24 protein-coding genes and 2 pseudogenes are annotated in these 20,624 nt (G+C 72.7%); 9 read left to right on the top strand and 17 right to left on the bottom strand.

Going from position 1 to position 20,624, the window contains the following annotated elements; all coding sequences use genetic code 11:
* Positions 1-105, top strand: a pseudogene (locus E6U81_RS38215) (IS5/IS1182 family transposase); the annotation flags it as partial.
* A 17-nt stretch (positions 106-122) separates the two neighbouring features.
* Here E6U81_RS38215 and E6U81_RS38210 read toward each other — a convergent pair.
* The 3 genes from E6U81_RS38210 to E6U81_RS41570 form a co-directional block, all read right to left on the bottom strand.
* Positions 123-1,355, bottom strand: coding sequence for a GNAT family N-acetyltransferase (locus E6U81_RS38210; protein ID WP_136234595.1), 1,233 nt, complete (start codon positions 1,353-1,355; stop codon positions 123-125).
* 103 nt (positions 1,356-1,458) lie between these two features.
* The gene (locus tag E6U81_RS41575) at positions 1,459-1,569 is read right to left on the bottom strand and encodes a hypothetical protein (protein WP_240804261.1); all 111 of its coding nucleotides are present in this window, start codon (positions 1,567-1,569) and stop codon (positions 1,459-1,461) included.
* The gene (locus E6U81_RS41570) at positions 1,539-1,802 is read right to left on the bottom strand and encodes a histidine kinase dimerization/phosphoacceptor domain-containing protein (RefSeq protein WP_240804260.1); all 264 of its coding nucleotides are present in this window, start codon (positions 1,800-1,802) and stop codon (positions 1,539-1,541) included. Before E6U81_RS41570 ends, E6U81_RS41575 begins: the two co-directional genes overlap by 31 nt.
* Before the next feature lie 10 nt (positions 1,803-1,812).
* Between E6U81_RS41570 and E6U81_RS41565 the strand changes: the two genes are divergently transcribed.
* Positions 1,813-1,986 (top strand): ester cyclase, encoded by a 174-nt coding sequence (locus E6U81_RS41565; RefSeq protein ID WP_240804259.1) that lies wholly within the window; start codon positions 1,813-1,815, stop codon positions 1,984-1,986.
* Positions 1,987-1,999: 13 nt separating this feature from the next.
* Here E6U81_RS41565 and ligA read toward each other — a convergent pair whose 3' ends face one another.
* Complete coding sequence (gene ligA / locus E6U81_RS38200; protein ID WP_136234591.1) at positions 2,000-4,048, bottom strand: NAD-dependent DNA ligase LigA; 2,049 nt, start codon at positions 4,046-4,048, stop codon at positions 2,000-2,002.
* 182 nt (positions 4,049-4,230) lie between these two features.
* Here ligA and E6U81_RS38195 point away from each other — a divergent pair, with 182 nt between their 5' ends.
* From E6U81_RS38195 to E6U81_RS38180, 4 genes are all read left to right on the top strand, one after another.
* On the top strand, positions 4,231-4,572 hold the full coding sequence (locus tag E6U81_RS38195; RefSeq protein ID WP_136234590.1) for a HopJ type III effector protein: 342 nt from the start codon (positions 4,231-4,233) through the stop codon (positions 4,570-4,572).
* Positions 4,573-4,870: 298 nt separating this feature from the next.
* Positions 4,871-6,502: a hypothetical protein gene (locus tag E6U81_RS38190; protein ID WP_136234589.1), complete on the top strand. Its 1,632-nt coding sequence runs from the start codon at positions 4,871-4,873 to the stop codon at positions 6,500-6,502.
* 434 nt (positions 6,503-6,936) lie between these two features.
* Complete coding sequence (locus tag E6U81_RS41870) at positions 6,937-7,071, top strand: hypothetical protein (RefSeq protein ID WP_276615844.1); 135 nt, start codon at positions 6,937-6,939, stop codon at positions 7,069-7,071.
* Positions 7,072-7,340: 269 nt separating this feature from the next.
* Positions 7,341-7,613, top strand: coding sequence for a hypothetical protein (locus tag E6U81_RS38180; RefSeq protein WP_136234588.1), 273 nt, complete (start codon positions 7,341-7,343; stop codon positions 7,611-7,613).
* A gap of 29 nt (positions 7,614-7,642) precedes the next feature.
* Here the strand turns inward: E6U81_RS38180 and E6U81_RS38175 are convergent, their stop codons facing one another.
* Positions 7,643-8,167, bottom strand: a complete 525-nt coding sequence (locus tag E6U81_RS38175) for a DoxX family protein (RefSeq protein WP_136234594.1) — start codon at positions 8,165-8,167, stop codon at positions 7,643-7,645.
* Between the two features lie 180 nt (positions 8,168-8,347).
* Positions 8,348-8,995: pseudogene (locus E6U81_RS41560) on the bottom strand (amidohydrolase family protein); the annotation flags it as partial.
* Between the two features lie 155 nt (positions 8,996-9,150).
* On the opposite strand from E6U81_RS41560, the gene E6U81_RS41555 reads away from it, so the two are divergent.
* Positions 9,151-9,681: a nuclear transport factor 2 family protein gene (locus tag E6U81_RS41555; RefSeq protein WP_240804258.1), complete on the top strand. Its 531-nt coding sequence runs from the start codon at positions 9,151-9,153 to the stop codon at positions 9,679-9,681.
* A gap of 5 nt (positions 9,682-9,686) precedes the next feature.
* Here the strand turns inward: E6U81_RS41555 and E6U81_RS38160 are convergent, their stop codons facing one another.
* Together E6U81_RS38160 and E6U81_RS38155 are read right to left on the bottom strand one after the other, a co-directional pair.
* Positions 9,687-10,148 carry a DUF6228 family protein gene (locus E6U81_RS38160; protein WP_136234586.1) on the bottom strand — a complete coding sequence of 154 codons (462 nt, stop codon included), beginning with the start codon at positions 10,146-10,148 and terminating at the stop codon, positions 9,687-9,689.
* Positions 10,145-10,654 (bottom strand): GNAT family N-acetyltransferase, encoded by a 510-nt coding sequence (locus tag E6U81_RS38155; protein ID WP_136234585.1) that lies wholly within the window; start codon positions 10,652-10,654, stop codon positions 10,145-10,147. The genes E6U81_RS38160 and E6U81_RS38155 overlap by 4 nt, the downstream gene beginning before the upstream one ends.
* A gap of 222 nt (positions 10,655-10,876) precedes the next feature.
* Here E6U81_RS38155 and E6U81_RS38150 point away from each other — a divergent pair, with 222 nt between their 5' ends.
* Complete coding sequence (locus E6U81_RS38150; protein WP_136234584.1) at positions 10,877-11,167, top strand: hypothetical protein; 291 nt, start codon at positions 10,877-10,879, stop codon at positions 11,165-11,167.
* Between the two features lie 10 nt (positions 11,168-11,177).
* Here the strand turns inward: E6U81_RS38150 and E6U81_RS38145 are convergent, their stop codons facing one another.
* The 6 genes from E6U81_RS38145 to E6U81_RS38120 form a co-directional block, all read right to left on the bottom strand.
* Entirely contained in the window at positions 11,178-11,471 is a 294-nt protein-coding gene (locus E6U81_RS38145) for a WhiB family transcriptional regulator (protein WP_136234583.1), read from the bottom strand.
* Between the two features lie 149 nt (positions 11,472-11,620).
* Positions 11,621-12,361, bottom strand: coding sequence for a class F sortase (locus E6U81_RS38140; RefSeq protein WP_240804257.1), 741 nt, complete (start codon positions 12,359-12,361; stop codon positions 11,621-11,623).
* Positions 12,358-13,203: a hypothetical protein gene (locus E6U81_RS38135; RefSeq protein ID WP_136234582.1), complete on the bottom strand. Its 846-nt coding sequence runs from the start codon at positions 13,201-13,203 to the stop codon at positions 12,358-12,360. Before E6U81_RS38135 ends, E6U81_RS38140 begins: the two co-directional genes overlap by 4 nt.
* The gene (locus E6U81_RS38130; protein WP_240804256.1) at positions 13,200-13,748 is read right to left on the bottom strand and encodes a ribosome-inactivating family protein; all 549 of its coding nucleotides are present in this window, start codon (positions 13,746-13,748) and stop codon (positions 13,200-13,202) included. Before E6U81_RS38130 ends, E6U81_RS38135 begins: the two co-directional genes overlap by 4 nt.
* Positions 13,749-14,212: 464 nt before the next feature.
* Positions 14,213-15,205 carry an FAD binding domain-containing protein gene (locus E6U81_RS38125; RefSeq protein WP_136234580.1) on the bottom strand — a complete coding sequence of 331 codons (993 nt, stop codon included), beginning with the start codon at positions 15,203-15,205 and terminating at the stop codon, positions 14,213-14,215.
* Positions 15,202-17,766 (bottom strand): molybdopterin cofactor-binding domain-containing protein, encoded by a 2,565-nt coding sequence (locus tag E6U81_RS38120; RefSeq protein WP_136234579.1) that lies wholly within the window; start codon positions 17,764-17,766, stop codon positions 15,202-15,204. The genes E6U81_RS38125 and E6U81_RS38120 overlap by 4 nt, the downstream gene beginning before the upstream one ends.
* A gap of 284 nt (positions 17,767-18,050) precedes the next feature.
* Here E6U81_RS38120 and E6U81_RS38115 point away from each other — a divergent pair, with 284 nt between their 5' ends.
* Positions 18,051-19,265 carry a hypothetical protein gene (locus tag E6U81_RS38115; protein ID WP_136234578.1) on the top strand — a complete coding sequence of 405 codons (1,215 nt, stop codon included), beginning with the start codon at positions 18,051-18,053 and terminating at the stop codon, positions 19,263-19,265.
* 11 nt (positions 19,266-19,276) lie between these two features.
* Here the strand turns inward: E6U81_RS38115 and E6U81_RS38110 are convergent, their stop codons facing one another.
* The 3 genes from E6U81_RS38110 to E6U81_RS38100 form a co-directional block, all read right to left on the bottom strand.
* Complete coding sequence (locus E6U81_RS38110) at positions 19,277-19,636, bottom strand: VOC family protein (RefSeq protein ID WP_136234577.1); 360 nt, start codon at positions 19,634-19,636, stop codon at positions 19,277-19,279.
* Between the two features lie 108 nt (positions 19,637-19,744).
* Positions 19,745-20,380, bottom strand: a complete 636-nt coding sequence (locus E6U81_RS38105) for an ABC transporter permease (protein ID WP_136234576.1) — start codon at positions 20,378-20,380, stop codon at positions 19,745-19,747.
* A gap of 105 nt (positions 20,381-20,485) precedes the next feature.
* On the bottom strand, positions 20,486-20,624 hold a 139-nt coding region (locus tag E6U81_RS38100), incomplete at its 5' end, for a carotenoid oxygenase family protein (RefSeq protein WP_136234575.1).

Genomic DNA, 20,624 nt, shown 5'->3' with positions numbered 1-20,624 from the left:
TTCAACCGGCTCAAGCAGTGGCGCGGCATCGCGACCAGGTACGACAAGACCGCCCAGTCCTACCAAGCAGCCGTCACCCTCGCGTCGCTCCTGATGTGGGCGTGACACTTTGACGACAACTCCTAGTAGGGGAGGTAGTAGCTGAGTACGTCGGCGGTGAGGGGCGGGAAGAGCACCTGGAACAGTTCCTCGTCCGCGGCGTAGACGTCGGGGCGGAAGCGGGTCAGCCCCTCCATTCCGTGCGGGCCGAACAGCAGGGCGGCCAGATGGTCGGGGGCCACCCCTGCACCCCGGACACTTCCCGGCGACTGGATCGCGCCGCCGGTGACGACCTCGCCGAGTCCGTCGTCGAGCACCGGAATCCGGTGGTGGGCGCCGAAGGTGGAGATGACGATGTCCCGGCCGGTGCGGTCGATCCCGGCCGCGGTGAGGCGCTGCCAGAACAGTGGACGCAGCCTGTCGAGCAGCGCTGCGGCATCCGGGATGCGGATGTAGTACTGCTCCGCGCTCCGGCGCGGTTCGTGGTCGATGAACTCCTGCCATGCGTTGCCCGTCACGGTGCCTGCCCGGTGGACGATCTGCATCGGGTCGCCGGGCGCCACGGCGGCAACGCCCCTCAGGAGGTCCCGTGCCGCCGCCTCGTCGCGTGCCGCGGCCTCGGCCACGAGCATCTCCTCGCCGGGAGGTGTGGTGCGTGCGGTGGCAATGACCGTGTCGGCCTGTTCGAGTACGACGAGGTTGCTCGACTCGTGCTCCAGGAGCCACCGCCAGCACGCCGCCGAGTGCGGCATGGCCACGTCGAACCCGCTCTGGGCCGAGGCCTGCAGGGCGGCCATAGCGGGGATGTCGGAGGCCCGGGCGGCACGGAGCGCGGCTGTTGCCTCGCCGGGCGGCAAGGACTTCACGTTCAGCGCCTGCGGTATGTCGATGGCGTACTCGTAGCCGAACAGCCGGTAGAAGTAGGGGATTCCGATCATCGCCTGGACGAGGTCGCCGCGTGCGGCCGAACGCTCGTGAGCCCAGTGCATGAGCGCCCTCACCAGTCCGCGTCCCTCGTATTCGCGGTCGGTGGCGACCAGTTCCACCTGGCCGGCGGGCAGACGGACCCCGCCGATGCACACCTCCTCGTCGAGGAGCGTCGCCGTGGAGACGACCCGGTCGCCGTCGACGACCACGGCGCAGGCGGAAAGGCCCGCCTCGGGATCGGTGACGACCAGCCGGTGGTCGATGGCGTCGTCCGGCTCGCCGCGCTCGGACAGGAGCGTGCCGATCTGGTCGAGATCCGCGGGCCCCGCCTGGCGCAGGGTGAGGCCGTCGGCCAACGGAACAACAGCTGTGGAATGGTTTTCGATCATGGTCACAGCCAGACAGTGGCACCGCCCCTCCGCTCCGTCCAACAGGTTTCTGCTCGCAAGCGGGCACCCGCCGGCCCGAAGGCCGTCCTGGTCAGCCCCGGCTTCAGGAGACGAGGCCGTGGTCCCAGGCCCACGCCGCGATTTCCACACGGTTGCGGGCCGGCAGCCTTTCCCGGATCCGGTTCAGGTGGCTCTTGATGGTGCTGACCGCCAGGGTCGGCTCGGTGGCGAACTCGTTGTTGGTGCGCCCCCGTGCGACCAGGGTTCGCCCGCCTGGGCCTGCACGATGATGGCCGTGACGTGATGGGCGACGTGGTCGTGCAGGTCGCGCGCCAGCTCCAGTCGTTCGACCTGTCGCACCTGCTCGGCCGTCGAGCGTCGGCGCCGGTCCTCGGTGCGCAGATAGAAGCCCAGCAGGGCGAAGGAGACCGACCGGACGAAGTCCACGAGCGAGTCGTTGCCGTGGTCGGTCTCCCAGAACGTCGGCTTCGGCTTCAACGGCGTCGCCGTGCGCCACGCTCCGCCCGGCACCGCCTGCCGCGTCTACGTCGACGGCAAGCTCCGGGACAGCCAGGACAAGCCGGATGCCCAGGGCACCCTTTCCTGCTCCGTCAACCTGCAGGAGGAGTGACCTGCGGCGGTGGCTAGAGGGTGGGGAGGAGGTCGGCGACGAGGACGGCGAACTCCTCCGGGTCGAGGATGCGGATGCCCAGTTCCTCGGCCTTGGTGCGCTTGGAGCCGGCCTTCTCACCCGCCACCAGCAGGGTGGTGCGCTTGGACACCGATGACGATGCCTTGCCGCCGGCCCGCTCGATCAGCTCGTTCATCTCGTTCCGGGACAGAACGGCGAGGGGGCCGGTCATGGAACCGGTGACCACGACGGCCTGTCCGGCCAGCGGGCCGTCCGCCGAGGCTTCGCCTTCCTTCGCGTCCGTAGCGTCCGTCGCGGGCTTCTGCGGCTCGGTGACCTGCGTGCCGACCTGTTGGGCCTGGAGCTTGTCGAGGAGCGGTGCGAGTTCGACGAGTTCGGCCGCGATGACGCGGGCCTTCTCGGTGCCGATGCCGGCGACCCCGGCCAGCGTGTCGGCGTCGGCGGCCCGGATCGCGGCCATCGAGCCGAAGTGCGCGGCGATCCGGCGGGACATCGTGCGCCCGGTGCCGCGGACACCGAGCGCGCAGAACACGCGGCTCAGTGCGGCCCCGCGGGCGGTCTCGATCGCGGCCAGGAGGTTGGCGGCGCTGGTCTCCCCCATCCGCTCCAGACCCAGGAGCTGATCCCGGGTCAGCGTGAACAGGTCGGCGATGTCCTTGACCAGTCCGGCTTCCACCAGCTGGATGGCGCGGGTGCCGCCGAGACCTTCGATGTCGAGCTGGTCCCGGCCGGCGGCGTAGATCACCGAGGCGACGGCCTGACAGCTGCGGCCGCGCACGCACCGCCACCGCTGCTCGGAGGCGTCGATCGCGTCGCCGCAGCGGGGGCACGCCTCGGGGAAGACGATCGGGCTCTCGGCGCCGGTGCGCTGGTCGACCAGCGGTGCCTCGACCCGGGGGATCACGTCGCCGGCCCGGTAGACGAACACCTGGTCGCCGATCATGAGCCCGCGACGGGTGATGTCGGACGGGTTGTGAAGCGTGGCGTAGGTGACCGTCACCCCGTCGATGACCACGGGCTCCAGAACGGCGCGCGGGGCGATGATCCCGGTCCGGCCGACGTTCCACTCCACCGCCAGGAGGCGCGTCACCTTGTGTTCGGCCGCCAGTTTCCGGGCCACCGCCCATCTCGGGGCGCGCGAGCCGTTGCCGGCCTGCCGCTGGTCCTCGGCCGTGTCGGCCTTGACGACGACGCCGTCGATCCCGAAGGGCAGGTCTCCGCGCAGGCCGGCGATCACGTCGATGCGTTCCTGCACCTCCTCCACGGTCTCGCATAGCATCGGGGCGGCGGCCGTGCTGGCGGCCGTGTTCGCGCCGAGCGCCGCCAGGTTCTCCAGCAGAGCGACGTGGCCGAGGTCGTCCAGGCCGATCGCGCTGTAGGCGAAGAAGGTCAACTCGAGACGGTAGGCACGGTCCTTGGCCCGGAGCGTGCCGGCGGCGCCGCTGCGCGGGTGCGCGAAGGGCGTGGCCTCGTGGGCCAGGCGGATCCGGTTGGCCTCCTCGAACTGCGCGGTCGTCAGCAGCACCTCGCCGCGCAACTCGACGTCGATCGGCTCGGTGAGTACGGACGGGAGTCCGAGGACGGCGTCGGCGGCGTGGGTGATGTCCTCGCCGGCCAGGCCGTCTCCGCGGGTGAGGACCTGAACGAGCCGCCCGCCCCGGTACCGGGCGGCCACCGCGAGGCCGTCGAGCTTCGGCTCCACGCACCAGGCGGCCACGGGGCGTCCGAGACGCCGTTCCAGTCCCGCGGCCCACTCGGCGAGCTCGTCGGCGTCGAAGACGTTGTCGAGGGAGAGCATCGGCACCGAGTGCGGCACGTCCCCCTGCACGGCCCCGCCCGCCACCTTCCCGGTCGGCGACTCGGCGAGCGCCTCGTCCGGGTGGGCTTCCTCGTAGGCCGCGATGGCGCGCAGGAGCCCGTCGTACTCGTCGTCGCCGAGCGGGGTGGTCCCGTCGCCGTAGTACGCGGCCGAGGCCGCCACGGCGGTGGTCACGGCCTCGACGTAGGCGGCAGGAGAGAGCAGGGCACTGTTTTCGGTCATGAAGGTCATCATCGTGCCCGGCACTGACAACGGCACCGCCAGACCGTGCACGCATGTCGTGAGCTGCGCAGATGCCGTTCGTTCCGGCATGTGGCCCGATTCCTGCCGGCCGGCCCCGAGGGGGTATCGTCCCCCGGTCACGGACGGCAATCGGATCGTCCGTCCAACCCAGGGGAAGCAACATGACTGATCTGAACTCGCTGCGAGCAAGCCTTGCGTCGGGTGAGCACGAGTTCGCCGCCACCCTGGCCTTCGTCGCCGAGAACTACGCGTACGAGCCGCAGGCGTTCCGCAACGGGGAGCTGGAGAACGCGGCAGGTGAGAACGCGGGCTCCTGCAAGACCCTGGGTCTGGCCCTGCTGGAAGGGCTGAGCGACCAGGAGGCCCTGCAGGCATTCGGTGAGCACTACCGCAGCGTGCTGGCAACGCCGAACGACGCTGATCACGGCAACATCCGCAACCTCATGGCCCACGGCCTGGCGGGGGTGCGCTTCGCCGGGCAGCCGTTGACCCGCAAGGGCTGACCCGGGACCTGGCCCAGGCCCTCCGTACGGCCGGTGCATCCTCCGCGCCGAGGGGCGTTGCGGTGGTCGCGTGAACCACGACACAAACGGCAGGCGCAGCGGTGGCACAAACGGGCGTCAACACGGTCGCGCCGCCCCAAAAACCCCTGATGGCGGGGCGGCGCGGATCTGTAATGTGATCGCACCTTCGAGATCAACTCGAACGTTCGACCACACCATGGGGGGGCCGGTGCGCAGTCGCCGACTCGTTTTTTCCGCTGCCGTCATCGCGGCAGGCGTCGGGATCATGCCGGGGGGTATGGCCCAGGCCGCGGGGCCGTCCGCCGACGCCGCTGCCGCTGCCGACGCCCACGGCGTCACTTCGTCCAAGGACCTGCTCAAGACCGCCGCGAACGCGTTCACCTTCAGCAGCCCGGCCGACCGGTCGGTGAAGCAGAACCTGCCGGCCGCCGGGGCCAAGGCCGCGGCCGCCCCGCAGGCCGCGGGCACCGCGGCTGCCGCGGACCTCGATGTGGGCCTCACCGGCACGGGCACCAGTGCCCGGATGATCGAGCTGAAGTCCGAGATCACCAGCAGCCTGGGCACACCGCTCTCGGTCGTGATCGACTGGGGCGACGGCACGTCCGGCGGCGAGGTCGCCACCGGCAGCGGGACCCTGACCTCCCACCACGTGTACGCCGAGGTGGGCAGCTACACGGTCAAGGTCACCGTGTACGGCCCCGACGGCGCGAACGGCCCCTCGGCGACCAACGAGATGCCGTTCATCACCCCGGGCTCCGAGTTCACCCCGCACAGCCCCACCCGCCTGCTCGACAGCCGGGACGGCACGGGCGCCGCGCAGGCGGGCCAGGTACCGGCGTGGGGCGAGGCCCGTGTGAAGGTCGCCGGGAACAGCGGGATCCCGGCCGACGTCGCCGCCGTGGTCCTCAACGTCACGGTCACCAACACCAGGACCGCCGGTCACGTCCGCGCCTACGCCGACGGGACCGAGCGTCCGACCACGTCGAACGTGAACTACGCGGCCGGCGACTCGGTACCGAACCTGGTCATCGTGCCGGTCGGCAAGAACGGCTACGTGAACCTGTACAACAGCGGCGAGCAGGGCGTCGACCTGATCGCCGACGTGACCGGCTACTTCACGCGGACCTCGGCCAACGGCTACACGCCGACGGACCCGACCCGCTTCGTCGACACCCGCGAGGGCCTTGGCACGTCCAGGGGCATGGTCCCCGGACGCAGCCAGTTCGGCGTCCAGATCACCGGTACCCGCGGCGTCCCGGCCGGCGCCAAGGCCGTGGCGCTCAACGTGACCGTCACCAACCCGCGCGGGGCCGGTCACCTGACCGTCTTCCCCGGCGGCCAGGCCGCGCCCAACACGTCAAACGTGAACTTCACCGGCGGCCAGACCATCGCCAACTCGGTGATCGTGCCGGTCGGCGCCGACGGAAAGATCATCGTCCGCAACGGCGGCTGGGATCCGGCCGACGTCATCGTCGACGTCGTCGGGTACTACAGCCCGGAGAGTGTGAGCGCCTACATCCCGGTCCGCCCCGTCCGGGACCTCGACACCCGCAACCCCTCGCAGTGGCCCTCCGGGCCGCTGAAGCCCTACCGCTACATCTACTCGACGTTCGGGGAGGAAAACTCCACCGCGACCGCCATGGTGCTGAACACCACGGTCACCAACACCGGCGGCGCAGGCCACCTCACGGTCGCCCCCGACCCCAACGCCCTGTGGCAGTACGAGAACAAGACGCACACCCCGCCGGTCGCGCCGAACTCCTCGACCCTCAACTGGACGGCGGGCAAGACCGTGCCGAACCTGGTCCAGGCGAGCCTCGGCGCCAACGGCATCGTCGACTTCTTCAATCGCAGCGGCAGCAACACCGACCTGGTCATCGACATCTTCGGCGTCTACGACCGGCACTGACCCCCATCACCCCTGGCCCGGGCGCCGCGAGCGCGCCGGGCCAGGGGTGCGGGTGCCAGGAGGGGCCGAGCGGGGATGTCTCACCGCGCGTGAGCGCGCCGCCGAGGCGCCTGTTACAGAGCCCCGCCCCCGTTCGGCGCACAGTGCAGGGCATGGCGCGAATGAGCTGCTTATCCGGCCGAAACGCTCCCACTTCGACGTCTTGCACGCGGTGTCCTCGCCCGGGCCCACGGACGTCAACCTGCCCGTGACATCTGCCTCTTACAAGCAAGGGTCACGGACATGTCCGCATTGGGAAACACACATCACAAGTTGTGGCGGTCGGCAGTGGTACGGGCCAGAGTGTGGCTCCCCGGCAGGACGCCGGGCACCGCACGGAGCTCGCCCGGCTCGCACAGGACCGGGCCGGGCCGAATGTCGAAGGAGCCCTCCGCATGTCTGCTTCTCCCTCCACCCGCCGTGTTCTCGCCGCGGTCCTGGCGGCCGGCACCCCGCGCGACGACCGGGGCAACATCGTCGACACCGAGACCTGGGGACGCCGCGGACACCACGACGACCACCGCCGCTGACCCGGGCCGGCAGCCACTCCGTCGGGGAACGTGAGCTGCCGGCTGACGGAAACCGCGTGCCTCGGCAGCCGACCGACGGCACGCGGCCCCCGACGCCGTCGGGCCGCCGCCCCCTCAAGAGGCGGCCGTCCTCGAACTCTTCGCAGACAGCAGCTCATCCGATCCGGGAGGTTCGTGTGGAGTCCTGGCAGTGTTCCCCGTCAGCCGTTACGGTCCCTCAGCTGGCCCTCGACCCCTACCGCTTCCCGGGCGCAGATCGTGCGGAGGCCATGTCCTACGACCCGGTGCCGCAGGAGCAGTTCGACCGGGTCACTGCGTCTCCCCTCGGCACGCCAGACCCGCAGGCGGACCGGCAGCCGTCCGACGCGCGCCCCGCCTCGTCCCTGAAGCCCTGGGACCGGCGGCGCCTGGAGCTCCATGCGGCGCTCACCGCCGTCGGAGTCCCACCGCTTCCCGGTGACATGGCTGCCATCCGCACCCTGTCAGCCCTCGACGACACGGTCAACGCGGCCCTCGTGCGATGGATCACCGCCGGCCGCTGATCGGCCGCTGATCGGCCGCCGCCCGCACGTCACTCCTCCTCGCCGCCCTCCGACTGGGCCTGGGCCCGCTTGGTGACCACGGCCGCCGCCGCGAGGGCACTCGCGGTGAAGGCCAGGCCGAGCATCCACCGCTGGTCGAAGGTGTGGCCGGTGGCATGGTCGAGGGAGTAGCGACCCGCCCCGGCGAGGCCGATGGCGGCAGCGGTGAATCCGAGGAAGGCCGGGTACTCGAACCCGCCGCCCTGGGCGAAGAAGCCCGCGGGGGCGTGGACGGACACGGCGCCCGCCATGGCACCGGCGGCTGCGGCGCCGGCCGCCGGCGTGGCCAGGCCCAGTACGAGCAGCGCCCCTCCCCCGGTCTCCCCGAGCCCCGCGGCCAGGGCACTCTGCCGGCCGGGGGTGAAGCCCATGTGCTCCATCGCGGCCGCCGTCCCGTCGAGGCCGGCACCGCCGAACCACCCGAACAGCTTCTGCGTGCCGTGCGCCATGAGCACCGCTCCGGTTCCGGCCCGCAGGGCCAGCAGAGCGAGGTCGCGTCGGTTGATGCAGCTCATCGAAGTCTCCCTGGAAGCGGCGGCCGGGTCGTGGTGCGGCGACGACATCCGTATCCCGTCGGAACCGAGGCGACCCCGTGCCGGCCCGCATGTCCGCCGAACGGACGGCCGTCCGGCGGAGCAGGCACCGCCGGACGGGTCGGTCAGGGGGGTGGTGCGGACGCCGCCGCGCCCAACGGCGGTGAGCGGGGCGAGCGCGTGGACGTCGCGCGTGGGATCGCCCTCGGCCAGCACGAGGTCCGCGCGCAGGCCGGGGGCGATACGCCCGCGGTCGGTCAGGCCGAAGTGGCGGGCGGGGACGGCGGTGGCCACCGCGAGGGCCTCTTCCGCGGCGAGACCGGCTTCGGCGAGCAGTCGGAGTTCCCGGTGCAGGGCGGCGCCGTGGGCGGGGGCGAACGGGTTGGCGTCCGTTCCGGCGAGGATGTCGGCGCCCGCCGCGTGCAGGGCGCGCAGCGCCCCGACGGCGTGGGCGAGGTCGCCGGGGTGCGCACAGCCTCCGGGCCGGGGCGGGCGCTGGGCGGTGAGGGTCTCGAACCATACGAGGGTGGAGACGACGAAGGCCCCCTGGGCGCGGATGCGTTCGGCCAGCCTTCGCGATCGCGGGTCCTCGGGCGCGAGGTCGGCCCGGACGTGGGCGAGGCCGTCCACGCCGGCGTCGAGCGCCCGGTGGGCCTGGGCGGCGGTGATCGCGTGGGCGACCACGCGCAGGCCGGCCGCGTGCGCCGCGGCGGTGAGGGCCTGGGCCACCGGCTGGGTCATGGCCGGCAGGTCGGTGTCGTGGGTGGCGCCGTCGTGGGTGGCGCCGTCGTGGGTGGCGCCGTCGTCGATGACGAGCTTGAGGTAGTCGGCGCCCTCGGCGCGGCGCGCCTCGACGAAGGCCGGGGCCTGTGAGGGGTCGGTGACGAAGTCGAACTCCGGTACGTCGGCCGGGTCGAGGAGGGTTCCCGTCAGGTCCTCCAGGAGCCGGAGCGGGTGTCCGCCGGGTGCGGTCCGAGCGTGCCGAGGCGCATACGGAGATCGGACGCATCCTGGACCGCTCGCCGGCGGCGGTGCGTCAGCTCGCCACCCGCGCGCGGCGCCACGTACGGGAGCGCCGCCCCCGCCACCGGCTCGTATCGGATCTGCACGCCCGGGTCACCGAGCGGTTCGCGGAGGCCGCGATGGGCGGTGACCTGCGGGCGCTGATGGAGGTCCTGGCGCCGGACGTCACGCTGTGGATCGACGGGAGCGGCAAGGGTCCGGCGGTCAGCCTGCGGCCCGTGCACGGCCGCGACCGGGTCGCCGCCGTGTTCGCCGCGGTGGCGCGGGGCCTGCCCGCGGCGGGGCTGGACGTCAGGTACCGGTGGGTGGCGGGCGATCCGTGCGCGCTGGTCCGTGCCGGTCCGCTCGCCGTGGTGATCGTGGACCTGACACCGGACGGGGAGCGGATCGCCGGCGTCTTCGCCCTGACGAACCCGGACAAGCTCACCGGCGTCCGGCCGCACCCCCAGGGACCCGGCAGACCCCTCCCCTGACGGGGTCAGTGTGCGGCGCCGTCTTCGAGGAAGTGGCGGATGTCGGAGGCGAGGGATGCCATCTGCTCGCCCGCTTCCAGCAGCGTGGTCACCGAGGCGCTCCAGCCGCCCGCATCATGCCGCCAGGGGCGCAGGGTCCAGGTCAGGGCGATGTACCCGCCCGAGCGGAAGACCGCGGACACGGTGAGGTCGCGGTCGTTGGTCTCCCAGCGCCGCTCGCCGTCCCAGCCGGTGAAGTCCGCGGCAAGTCGTTCCAGGAACGGGGCGAGATCGCCGCCGTCCCCGATCCATGCCACGGCGTCGTCGAGGCGTGCGCGCACCCCCGGCGCCTCCACCTCGACCGCGTAGTGCACGCAATGGCCGTCGGAGGTGTGCCGGTCGTGGAGGCCGACCCGCACGGACGCGTTGTCCTGACTGCGGACGGCCACGTGCGGCCGGTCATCGAAATCGTCGTCCTGGGAGATCATCCGGAGACCTTGGGGCCGTGCGCGGCGTCGCCGTCACCCGCACCCCGGAGCCAGACGTAGGCGACCGGCTGGGCCTCGTTCCAGGGGGCGGCGAGGGCGGGGTCGACGGGTGCGAAACCGGCGCCGCGATAGCACCGCAGGGCCCTTTCGTTGTCCGGGTGCACGCGCATGAACACGTCGTGGTAGCCCGCCCCGACGGCACGGGCGAAGAGGCCCCGCACCAGTTCGCGGCCCCGGCCCGTGCCCCGGGTGTCCGGTGCGACGATGATCCGGGCCAGCTCGACCTCGTCCTCCTCGGCGTCGAACCACAGCTCTCCGTAGCCCACGACCCTTCCGTCCTCGACGAGGACGTGGGCCCGGACGTCGGTGTCCAGCTGCCAGTCGGTGATCGTCCGCACGGGCACGGGGAACTCCTGCCGCCCGCACCACATGGCGACCTCACCGGCCGAGGCCGGCCAGCCGGCCACCGTCGGGGCGTGAGCAGTGGCAAAAGGAAGAAGATCCATACCCGTCGATCCGTCCGGAGTCACGATCTGGCAGTCGCCCCCGAACCGGGAGGCAGGCCGACCCTACGTGGCCCGTACGGTCCGGCGCACCCCGGATTCCGTGCACGGTCCGTGACCGCGGAACGGCGGCACCGCGCCCGACAGGGCGCGGGAGGGCCGACGCGTTCACACTGGCAGGACGACGAGTGCAGTGCGCTGCGTGCAGCGCGGCAAGGAGGCCGGATGAGCTGGGCATCATGGACCACTCGCGGGATCTTCGCCGGTCGGGACGGAGTCATGACCGGCGAGGAGGGTCCCGTCCTCACCGGTGAGCTCGACATCCACACCACGTGGACCGAGGTCGATGGTCTGGCGCACGTCACGGTGCAGTACAGCGGGGCGTCCGACTGGCTTCCCCTTGCCGGAAGCCCCATTCCGTGCCCCAGTGAGGAGGCGAGCCGCGCCCTGCACGAGGCGGTCATCAATTCCGTACGCGCCGGGGCGACGCTGCCGCTGAGCACCGGCCTTCCCTGAGCCCCCGGCGTCAGGCCGCCGCGGTCACACTCCTGCGGGCCGCGTGGGCCCGGCGTTCCTCCTCGGTGAGGCCGCCCCACACTCCGTACGCCTCACCGGTGGTCAGCGCGTGCTGCAGGCAGGCGGCCCGCACCGGGCACCCGGCGCAGATCGCCTTGGCCGCCTCGTCGCGGGCGGCACGGTCCTCACCGCGTTCTCCCGCCGGGTGGAAGAACCTGCGCGAGCCCAGGCCCCGGCAGGCCGCTTCCGCCTGCCACGCCCAGTGGTGCTCGGCCCGGCCCGGGAGTCGCGACACGTCGGACATTGCTTGCTCCTTCCGTGGGATGGTGATGACGAAGGCTCGCCTGCTCACGATCCGGCGGATGAAACGTCCGCTGCGGGGCCGTCCGCGGGCCCGCCGGCCGCAGTGGGGTGTCTGCGGCCGGCGGACGTCCGGGGGCCCTGCCGTGCCGGCTACGCGGCGTCCGTCATGCGGGCGAACACCACCACGTTGCTGTCGTAGTAGTGCTTCTTGGGGTCGAAGTCCCCGCCGCAGGTGACCAGTCGCAGGCCCGCGTGGTCGAGGTTCTTGTAGACCTCCAGCGTGGGGAACTCGGCCTTCGGGTACTCGCCGACCCGGTCAACCGTGAAGGTGACCGTCTTGCCGTCCTTGCGCGTCACCTTGATGGTGTCACCGCCCTTCATCGTCTTCAGCTTCTCGAACACTGCCGATGCTCCGTTCCACGTGACGTGCCCTGCGATCACGGCCGGTCCCTGGGAGCCGGGTGTCGGCCCCGGCTCGTACCAGCCCGCGAGCGCGGGGTCCTTCGGGGTCTGCATGGTGCCGTCGGTGTTCTGCCGCAGCGTCTCCAGGGTGCTGGTCAGGCCCAGCGAGGGGATCGTGATCTTCTGCGGCTCCGACCGGGCGAGGGCGGGCCCGGCCTTGGCCGCGCCGCCGCCCGTACCGTTCTGGGACGCGTCCGCGGGTGCCGCGGCGCCATCGCCGGCGGGAGCCGGCGCGCCGGGAGCGGCTGCGCCCGGCACCCCGGCCTGCCCCTGCGGGGCGGGCGGCTTGACCGCGTTCTGGCCGCCGCATCCCGCGAGGAGGAGGGCGCCGAGGGCCGCGGCCGCGGCCACGAGGGGACGTACGCTGCGGGGCCGGAGCCGGGGCCGCACGCCGCTCGTGTTCACGACGGGGTCGGGGGTCGGCTTCACGCGCCGCCCCCGGTGCGCTCCCGGCGGGCGCGGACGGGGACGGGTACCGCGGAGGCCCGCTTGCGGGTGAGGGCCACCGCACCGGCCGCCACCGCGAGCACGCTGATCGCCACACCGTCGCGGACCGTCACCGGCATGGAAGCTTCCTGTGCGGTCTGCGAGGATCCGCCGCCGGTCTCGATGGCTCCGACCGGGAGGGACCCGACGGCCGCGCCCTTGACCTCTCCGCAGTTGGTCGGGGCCGTGGCCTCCTGGGGCAGCTTCGGGTCGAGCTCGCTCTTGCCGGCTCCCTCGAAGTCGTACTTGCTGTTCTTGTTCCGGTCGATACCGTGCTGCACGACGTGCAGGTCCTTGATGTGCTCGACCACGTCCTGACCGACGGTCAGGGTCCGCTTGTAGGAGAGCTTGCCCTGCTTGTCGGCCTTGGGCATGCGCTCCACGGCCAGACCACTGGCGGGGTTGGTGTCCCCCGTCGTGGTGAGCGAGATGTTGATGTCGCCGTAGTCGTGCGTGGCCTCGGTGTTGCTGAGGACTCCGTCGCGGTCGGTGTCGTCGGTCGCGTCCGGGCACTTGAAGTCGTGTCCCTTCGTCGAACCGTGCAGGTGCTGGGCCGACGGCTGTCCGGGCACCATGCCCTCGGACTCGATCTGCACGGTCAGCTGGTTGCCCTTGAGGTTGAGCAGCACCGTGCCGCGGGAACCGGACTTGTTCAGCTGCGCGAGGTCGATCTGGTACGCCTTTCCGCCCTCCGCGAGAGCTGGTCCCGAAAGACCGAGGGTCAGGAACACGGCTGCGGGTACGGCGGTGAGAACCACGTGGCGACCGGCGCGCTTGACTATCACATTCGCTCCTGTTCCGTGGATCCCCAGGACGGGAATCGCAGATCGTACGGGGTGGATACGAGCCCCCGGTAAGGGCCTCGTTCCTTCTTCGGCGCCCCAACGCCTTTGGATGGGTGTCTGTTTGAGAATTTTTCGGCGCCCACTGCGTCCGGCAGCCTTCCCCCGGTCATCCAGATGCGTGACATCGCATCGGCAAGGGCGGGGAATCGGGCGGCCTCGCAGAGCATCACCGAAAGCACGAGCATTCCGTGCGCGGTGGATTTCGGATCACGGTTCCGGTGCAGCCACATGACCGCGTCGCCCAGGGGGCGGCGTCCCAGGAGGATCCCGGAACGCCGCACGCCCGCGGCCGTCTCCAGGTCCCTGTGGCGGCCGCCGAACGGCAGTTCCTGCGTGCGGCTGATGCCCGGCGGGGCGGCCGCGTCCCGCACGTGGCGCACGTACGCCTCGGGCGGGGCCTGCCCGTTCTCGAAGGTGTTGCGGAATCCGATGATGCGAGGGCCTGCGTCCTGCAGGCGGAGCTCGATGTAGAGCTCGATGAACAAGCCTCGAAGTTGAATGCGGAGGGGGAGGTGGGCTCCGCCCCGGGAATGGCCCTCGCCCCCCGGGCCGGCCATGCTGAAAATACCGTGAGCATCAGCGGCTCTCGACCTTATGGTCGACGTCAGGAGCCGATACTCGTCCACCGATGCGTACGCCGAGGAAAACGACACGGGTTTCAGCATGGCCGCCTGCATCAGGTGGAGGATCCGGTACCCGGCCTCCTCCGAAGTAATCTGAACGGAATCTTTTCGACCTTGCTGTACTCACGCACGCGCATCCACCGCCTTCGACATATTCCGATCACCGACGGGTGACGTGGTCCCCATCGCCGGATTCGGTTTCGGTTTCGGTTCGGTCTCGACCTTTGTAGTCGTCCTGGCGGCGGCCGGGCGAATAGTTGGCCTCTGATGCCAAAAAATCAGCGCGTGGTCCCTGCGTGCGGGATGCGGTCGGGGGTCCCGTCCGGTCAGCGGTCCCGGCCGGTCGTGGCCGCGGCGCCGACCGCCTGTTCCAGTGCCTCCAGGACGGTGTCGCGGAACAGCGTGGTCTTGTAGCCGGTCTGCGGCAGCGGCCGGCAGCGGCTCAGTACGGTCTCTGCCGCTGCCGAGAGGGTTCCGGGCGTGGCCTCTCGGCCGATCAGCGCGGCCTCCACCTCGGGCAGCCGCAGCGGGACGCGCGCCACCCCGCCCGCCGCGACGGCGACGTGCGTGACGGTGGCCCCGTCGAACGCGAGCCGCGCGGTGGCCTCGACCAGGGGCCACTCGGCGTAGGCCCGGCTGGTGGCCCGGTGGCAGGCGGCGCGTTCGCCGGGCAGGGGCGCGGGCAGCCGGACCGCGGTGAGGATGCGGTGCGGCGGCAGCAGGTGGTCGGCCTGGTGGAGCCGGTCGCCGTCGCCGTACAAGTCGGCGACGCTGCGCGGCGGTTCGTCGTGGATCTCGGCCTCGGCGTCGTAGGTGAGCAGGGCCATCGCCAGGGTGGACGGGTGCGGGGTGATGCACGGGCCAGCTCCGCTGACCACGCCGAAGTGGTGGTCGCCCGCGCGCGCGGGACAGCCGGACCCGCCCTTCTGGAGGCAGCTGACGTGCGGGTTGCGGAAGTACCAACAGCGGTTGCGCTGCAGCAGGTTGCCGCCCAGGGTTCCCGCGGCGCGGATCTGCGGGGTGGCTGCGGTCCCGGCCGACACCGCGAGGGCCGGCCAGCCGGCGCGCACCTGCGGATCGGCGGCCAGCGCGGCGAGGGTGGTCAGGGCGCCGATCCGCAGCCCGCCGCCGGGCAGCACCGCGGTGCCGCTCAGGCCGACGGCGCCGTCGAGGTCGGTGAAGGGCCCGGCGGATACGCCGCTGCGCTGCCGGGCGCCGGTGTCGGTACCGCCGGCGCGCAGTTCCCCGCCGCGGGCCCGTACGGCGTCCGAGAGGCCGGTGAGGTCAGTGAGGTCAGTGGGATCGGGCTCGCTGCTCACGTACCCAGTCCTTCCAGGAGCCGGTCGGGGCGGATGGGCATGTCGTACGGGCGCCAGCCGGTCGCGTCGTGAACGGCGTTGGCCAGGCACGCCGCGGTGGGCAGGGTGGCGATCTCGCCGAGGCCCACACCGCCGCCGGGGACGTGCTCGAAGCCCTCCTGGTGGAAGTGGACCGTGATCTCCGGGGTGTCGCCGATGCCGGGGATGCGATAGTCCTCCAGGTTCTCGGTCAGCACCCGGCCGGTGACCGGGTCGGCGCGCCGTTCCTCGTACAGGGCGTAGCCGATGCCCTGGACGACGGCCCCCTCGCACTGGCTCCGGGCCAGCCGGTCCTCGTGGATGCGGCCGGCCGCGATGCCGCTCCACACGCGCAGCGGGCGGATGCGGCCGAGCCGCGTGTCCACCTCGACCTCGGCGACCTGCACCGACCCGGTGAAGCCCCGGCCGACGGCGATACCGCCCAGGGGGAAGGGGGTGACGTAGCCGCGGCGGTCCCGGGGACGCCGGCCGGTCACCCGTACGCCGTGCGCCGCGTCCAGCCGGGCCGCCACGTCGGATCCGCCGAGCGCGTCGCGCAGCCGGGCTGCGGCGTCCGCGGCGGCGGGCACGAGGGAAGGGGTGGTGCGGCTGCCGCCGGAGGTGGGGCCGTGGACGGTGTCGCTGTGGCCGATCTCGGCGCGCACCCGTGTCTCCGGCAGGCCGAGCGCCTCGGCGACGGCCCGGCGCAGCACGGTCCGCGAGCCCGTGCCCATGTCCTGTACGGCGCAGCGGGCGACGACGACCCCGTCCTCGACGGTGAGCTCGACCTCGGTGACGGGGTCGAGGAAGTACAGCCAGTTGGCCGCCGCTACGCCGACGCCGCGGCGGTACCGCCCGGTGCCGCCGCGGCCGCCCGTCCAGACGGGAAGCGCGGCGGCCCAGTCGTACAGGGCGTGCCGTTTGGGGTTGCCGTCCCAGCGGCGGCGCAGGGCGATCGGGTCCTGGCCGAGCCGGTGGGCCATCTCGTCGACGGCCTGTTCCAGGGCCCAGCACATGGTGGGGCCGCCCGGGCCGCGGAAGGGGGCGCCCGGGGGCTGGTGGGTGAGCGTGTCGAAGTCGCGGAGCCGGCGGGGGGCCTTGCCGTACATGAACCGGGCCAGGGCCGCGACGGAGCCGCCCACCGAGACGCCGCCGTCGTGGTCCGCGTCCATGGCCAGGGCGCTCAGGTCGCCGGAGGCGTCCGCTGCCATGGCCAGCCGGATGCGGGTGCCGGGCCGGTATCCGCCATCGGTGAGTTCCTCATCCCGGTCCAGCACGACACGTACGGGGGCGCCGTGCAGCCGGGCGAGCTCGACCGCGGCGACGACGTCGGAGGTCAGGCCCATCTTGCAGCCGAAGCCGCCGCCGACGTGGACGGCCCGTGCCACCACCCGTTCCACGGGGACGTCGAAGCGCTCGGCGGCGAGTTCGGCCACGCGTTTCACCGACTGCGTGGACACCTGGATGTGGAGGGTGCCTTCGGCCCAATGGGCGAGGCAGGCGTGCGGTTCGAGCGGGGTGTGGGTCTGGGCGGCGGTGGTGAACACGCCCTCCACGACCCTTTCGGGGGCGTTCGTCCGCGCTTCCCGGATGCGGCGTACGGCCGCGGCCGGGCGTCTGCTCATGCCGGAGGGGCCGCGCAGGTTGCCGCGCCAGCGGGCGGGGACCAGTTGGGGGGTCTCGCCGGATCCGGGCGCCCGTTTGCGTGCCGCCTTGTCCGCGTGGACCAGGGGGCCCTCGCCGGTGCGGGCCCGGCGTGCGTCGAGGGCCGCCGGCAGCACCTCGTAGTCCACGACGACGCGGGCGGCGGCCGCCCGTGCGGCGGCCCGGTCCGGTGCCGCGACCGCGGCGACCGGCTGTCCGACGTACCGCACGATGCCGTCGGGTGGCAGGAGAGGCACCAGCGGCAGGTCCCCGGCCTCCAGGGAGCGTACGTGCGCGTGTGCGTGCGGCGAGCGAATGATCACGCCTTCCAGCAGCCCGTCGGGGTGCAGGTCGGTGGTGTAGCGGGCCGATCCGTCGGTCTTCTCCGGGGCCTCGGTGCGGGCGGCCGCGGTCGGCTGCCTGCCGGTGGGCGCCGCGTCGTGCTCGCCCGCACAGGCCGCAGCCACCGCCCGGTAGATGCCCTCGTAGGCTCCGCAGCGGCACAGGTGGCCCGCCAGGGCTTCGGCGATCTGTGCGCGCCCGGGCGGGGTGGTGCCGTGCTCGGCGCGCCACCGTTCGCAGAAGGCGGCCGCGCCGACGATGAAGCCCGGGGTGCAGTAGCCGCACTGGAGGGCGTCCTCGGCGGCGAAGGCGCGGGTCACGGGATGGCCCGACAGGCCCTCGACCGTCGTCACGCTCCGGCCGGCCAGCCGGGCCGCCGGTGTCAGGCACGACACCCGGGGCTCGCCGTCGACCTGGATCGTGCACGCCCCGCACACACCGCCGGCGCAGACCAGCTTGGTGCCGGTCAGTCCCAGCCGGTCGCGCACCACCTCCACGGCGGCCGGGTCGTCGTCCACGTCGACCGTTCGCCGGGCGCCATTGACCTCGAACTCCACGAGACGTACTCCTCAGCCGTGGGGTGGTGACCGCCGGAGCATCACGCTCACCGTCACGCTCCTTGATATCCCGCCGCCGGGGCCGGCGCAGTGCGGTGCTCGCCCGTTCGCGTACGATTCCGGCTCCCCCGGACCGGGCTCCGGGCCCCGGGGCGGCGGATCGCAGGCGGCCGGTCGCTACTCCGTTCGCGGTGCGTCGTCGCGAAGTGCCCGGGCGGTACCGGCGGGGGCACGGCCCCGAAATCCGCTTCTGGGGGCGCCGGCGTGCGAAGTAGCATCCCCGGATGCCGAACATCAAGGCCCTGACGCCCGAGGCCGGCCGGATCGACGCGGACAGGCTGCGGACGTACGACGCCGACCGGCTCGCGCGGTGCGCCGTAGACCCTGCGCAGCCGTGGTGGCGCCGGAAGGCGTGCGTGGAGGCGCTGACGGGCCGGGTTCCGCAGGCGCGGGTGGGCGAACTGCTCGCGTGCGTCCGCGACACGGAGGGCAACGGGGCGATCCGCACGGCACTGCTCGGTCTCGTGTCGGACCGGGCCGAGCTCCTGCCCTGGCTGCGGCACGAGGACCGGCGGGGCGAGGAGGCGTACGGCATGCGGGAGGCCGTCCTGCGGGCGCGCGGGGCTCTCGGGGACCTCTCGGCGGCGGACGAGTTGGCGGCCCTCGCCTTCAGCCCCTGGTGGACCCGGCGGGCGGTCGGTGAGGCCGGGCTGGACGCGCTCGTCGACCGGCACGGGGCGCAGGTGGTGCTCGCCGAGCTCGCGGGCGGGCGACCGGAGGACCGGGCCGTGGCCGTACGCCTGCGGGACCGCGCGGGAGAGGACGTCACCGACGCGCTCGCCGACCCCGACCCCGGGGTGGCCCACCTCGCGCAGTCGCTGCTGACCTCCCCGGACCGGATCCGCACCTACCTCGACGGGGCTCCGACGGCCGACGCCGCGCTGTGGGCCGCCTTCGCTCTGCACCGGCTGACCGATGACGCGGCGCCGGTCCGCGCCGTGTACGAGGCGCTCGGGAGGCCCCGGGTGGAGGTCGAGGGCCTGGACGAGGAGCTGCGCCGGGTGATCGTCCACGAGTACGGGCCCGAGTGCGAGAAGCAGTCCGACCCGCGCTGGCGGATCGAGGCGCTGTGCACGGAGCCGCCTCGGGCGCCGGACGAGGAGCGGCAGCTGGCCAGGGCGACGGCCGCGCTGGCCGCGGCGGGGCTGGCGCCGCGTACGCCGCTCTCCTGCGGTGAGGCCCACCGGCAGGGCGGCGGGACGTACCACGTGATCAGGTACGGGGAGGACGGCAGGAGCGAGGTCTTCATCAGCACGCTGGGGCCGTTCGCCGGCAACCACGAGGACGACCCCGCGGCACGCGCCGCCCTGGAGCCGGCGGGATTCCGCTGGATCGACGGCCCCACGGGAGCCGTCCGGGTCACCGGCCTCGGCGTCTACTACTTCGGGTCGCGCGAACCGCTCGACGTCAGCACACTGCTGTTCTACTGGCAGGACTGAGGGCAGCGGGGTCAGGCGGGCTGCCAGAGTTCGATGCGGTTGCCCTCGGGGTCGGTGACCCAGCCGAAGCGGCCGACGCCGGCCATGTCCTGCGTCTCCTCGGCCACGTCGGCGCCCTTGGCGCGCAGTTGGGCGAGCATCGCGTCCAGGTCGCGCACGCGGAAGTTGAGCATGGTCTGCTGGGCCGCAGCACGGGGTCCGAAGTAGTCGGTGTCGGACTCGAAGGTGGCGAACACCGTCGGCCCGGGTTCCTGGCGCCACAGGCCGTGTTCGTCGGCGCCCAGGCCCAGGCAGTCGCGGTACCAGGACGTCAGGGCCGCCGGGTCGGCAGCACGCAGGAAGTATCCGCCGATTCCGAGTACGCGTTCCATGGCGCCATCCTGCCAGGACGACGGCCGGGCGGGCCCGCACCACACGCTGCCCGACACGCCGACGCACCGCCTGCGGCTCGCCGCGGGCGGTGCTCGTGCTGCGGGACGTCAGATGTGCGCGGGGCCTTCGAGGGAGCGCAGGCGGCGGGCTTCGAGGACCGTGGCCAGGGCGTAGGCGCCGCCGCCCGCGGCGGCGAGGGACCAGTAGAGGCCGGGGGCCTCGAGGGAGAGCACGGCGGCGGAGGTCAGAGCGAGCCAGATGCCGAGGCCGTAGTGCAGCACGTTGCGGCGTACGGCTCCTTCGGCGAGGTAGAGGAGGCCGACGATGATGCCGGATCCGGCGGGCCACAGGACGGACTCGAGTTCCGGCGCGTCGAGGACGGAGGTCAGGCCGGTGATGGCGAGGGCCAGGGCGGTGAACGCGGCGATCCAGGCGGTACCGAGCAGCTTGCCGGAGAGGACTTCCGGCGCGGGGGCGCCGCGTTGGGCCCGCAGCGCGGCCAGGGTGGCCAGGACGATGCCGCTCACGAGCCCCGCCCCCAGGAGCGCCAGGGGGAGCCACTCGGGCATGCCGAGCAGGGGCGTGTCGCCGTGGGAGGCCGCGGCCGCGCCGTGGCCCAGCAGGTAGGCGAGTCCGAAGCTGGCGTAGGCCGCACGGTTGTCGACCTCGCGCGATCGACGGGCGGCGGGGGCACCGGTGTCGGTGTCGGTGTCGACCGGCGGGAGGGTGGAGGTACTGGTCACGGTGGAGGTCTCCGGGGGGTGCGGGGCGGATGGGTGTACAGGATCGGGAGGGGCAGCGCGTCGGCCCGGAGGGGGGCCGTGGGGCCGACGCGCTGCCCGCGACCGTCAGATCGTCGGGGTGTCGGGGATCCAGGAGCCGTGGAGGCCGGCGGTGACGCGGTGGGGGAGGTGGATGGTGGCGAGGGTGGTCAGGCCGGCTGCGTCGAGGATGAGGAGTTGTGAGGCGTCTTGTTTGAGGTCGGAG

Origin of the sequence: Streptomyces sp. A0592 (assembly GCF_004795115.1) — a bacterium.
In the GTDB taxonomy this organism is placed as follows: Bacteria; Actinomycetota; Actinomycetes; order Streptomycetales; family Streptomycetaceae; genus Streptomyces; species Streptomyces erythrochromogenes.
This window is presented reverse-complemented; position numbering and strand designations above follow the sequence as displayed.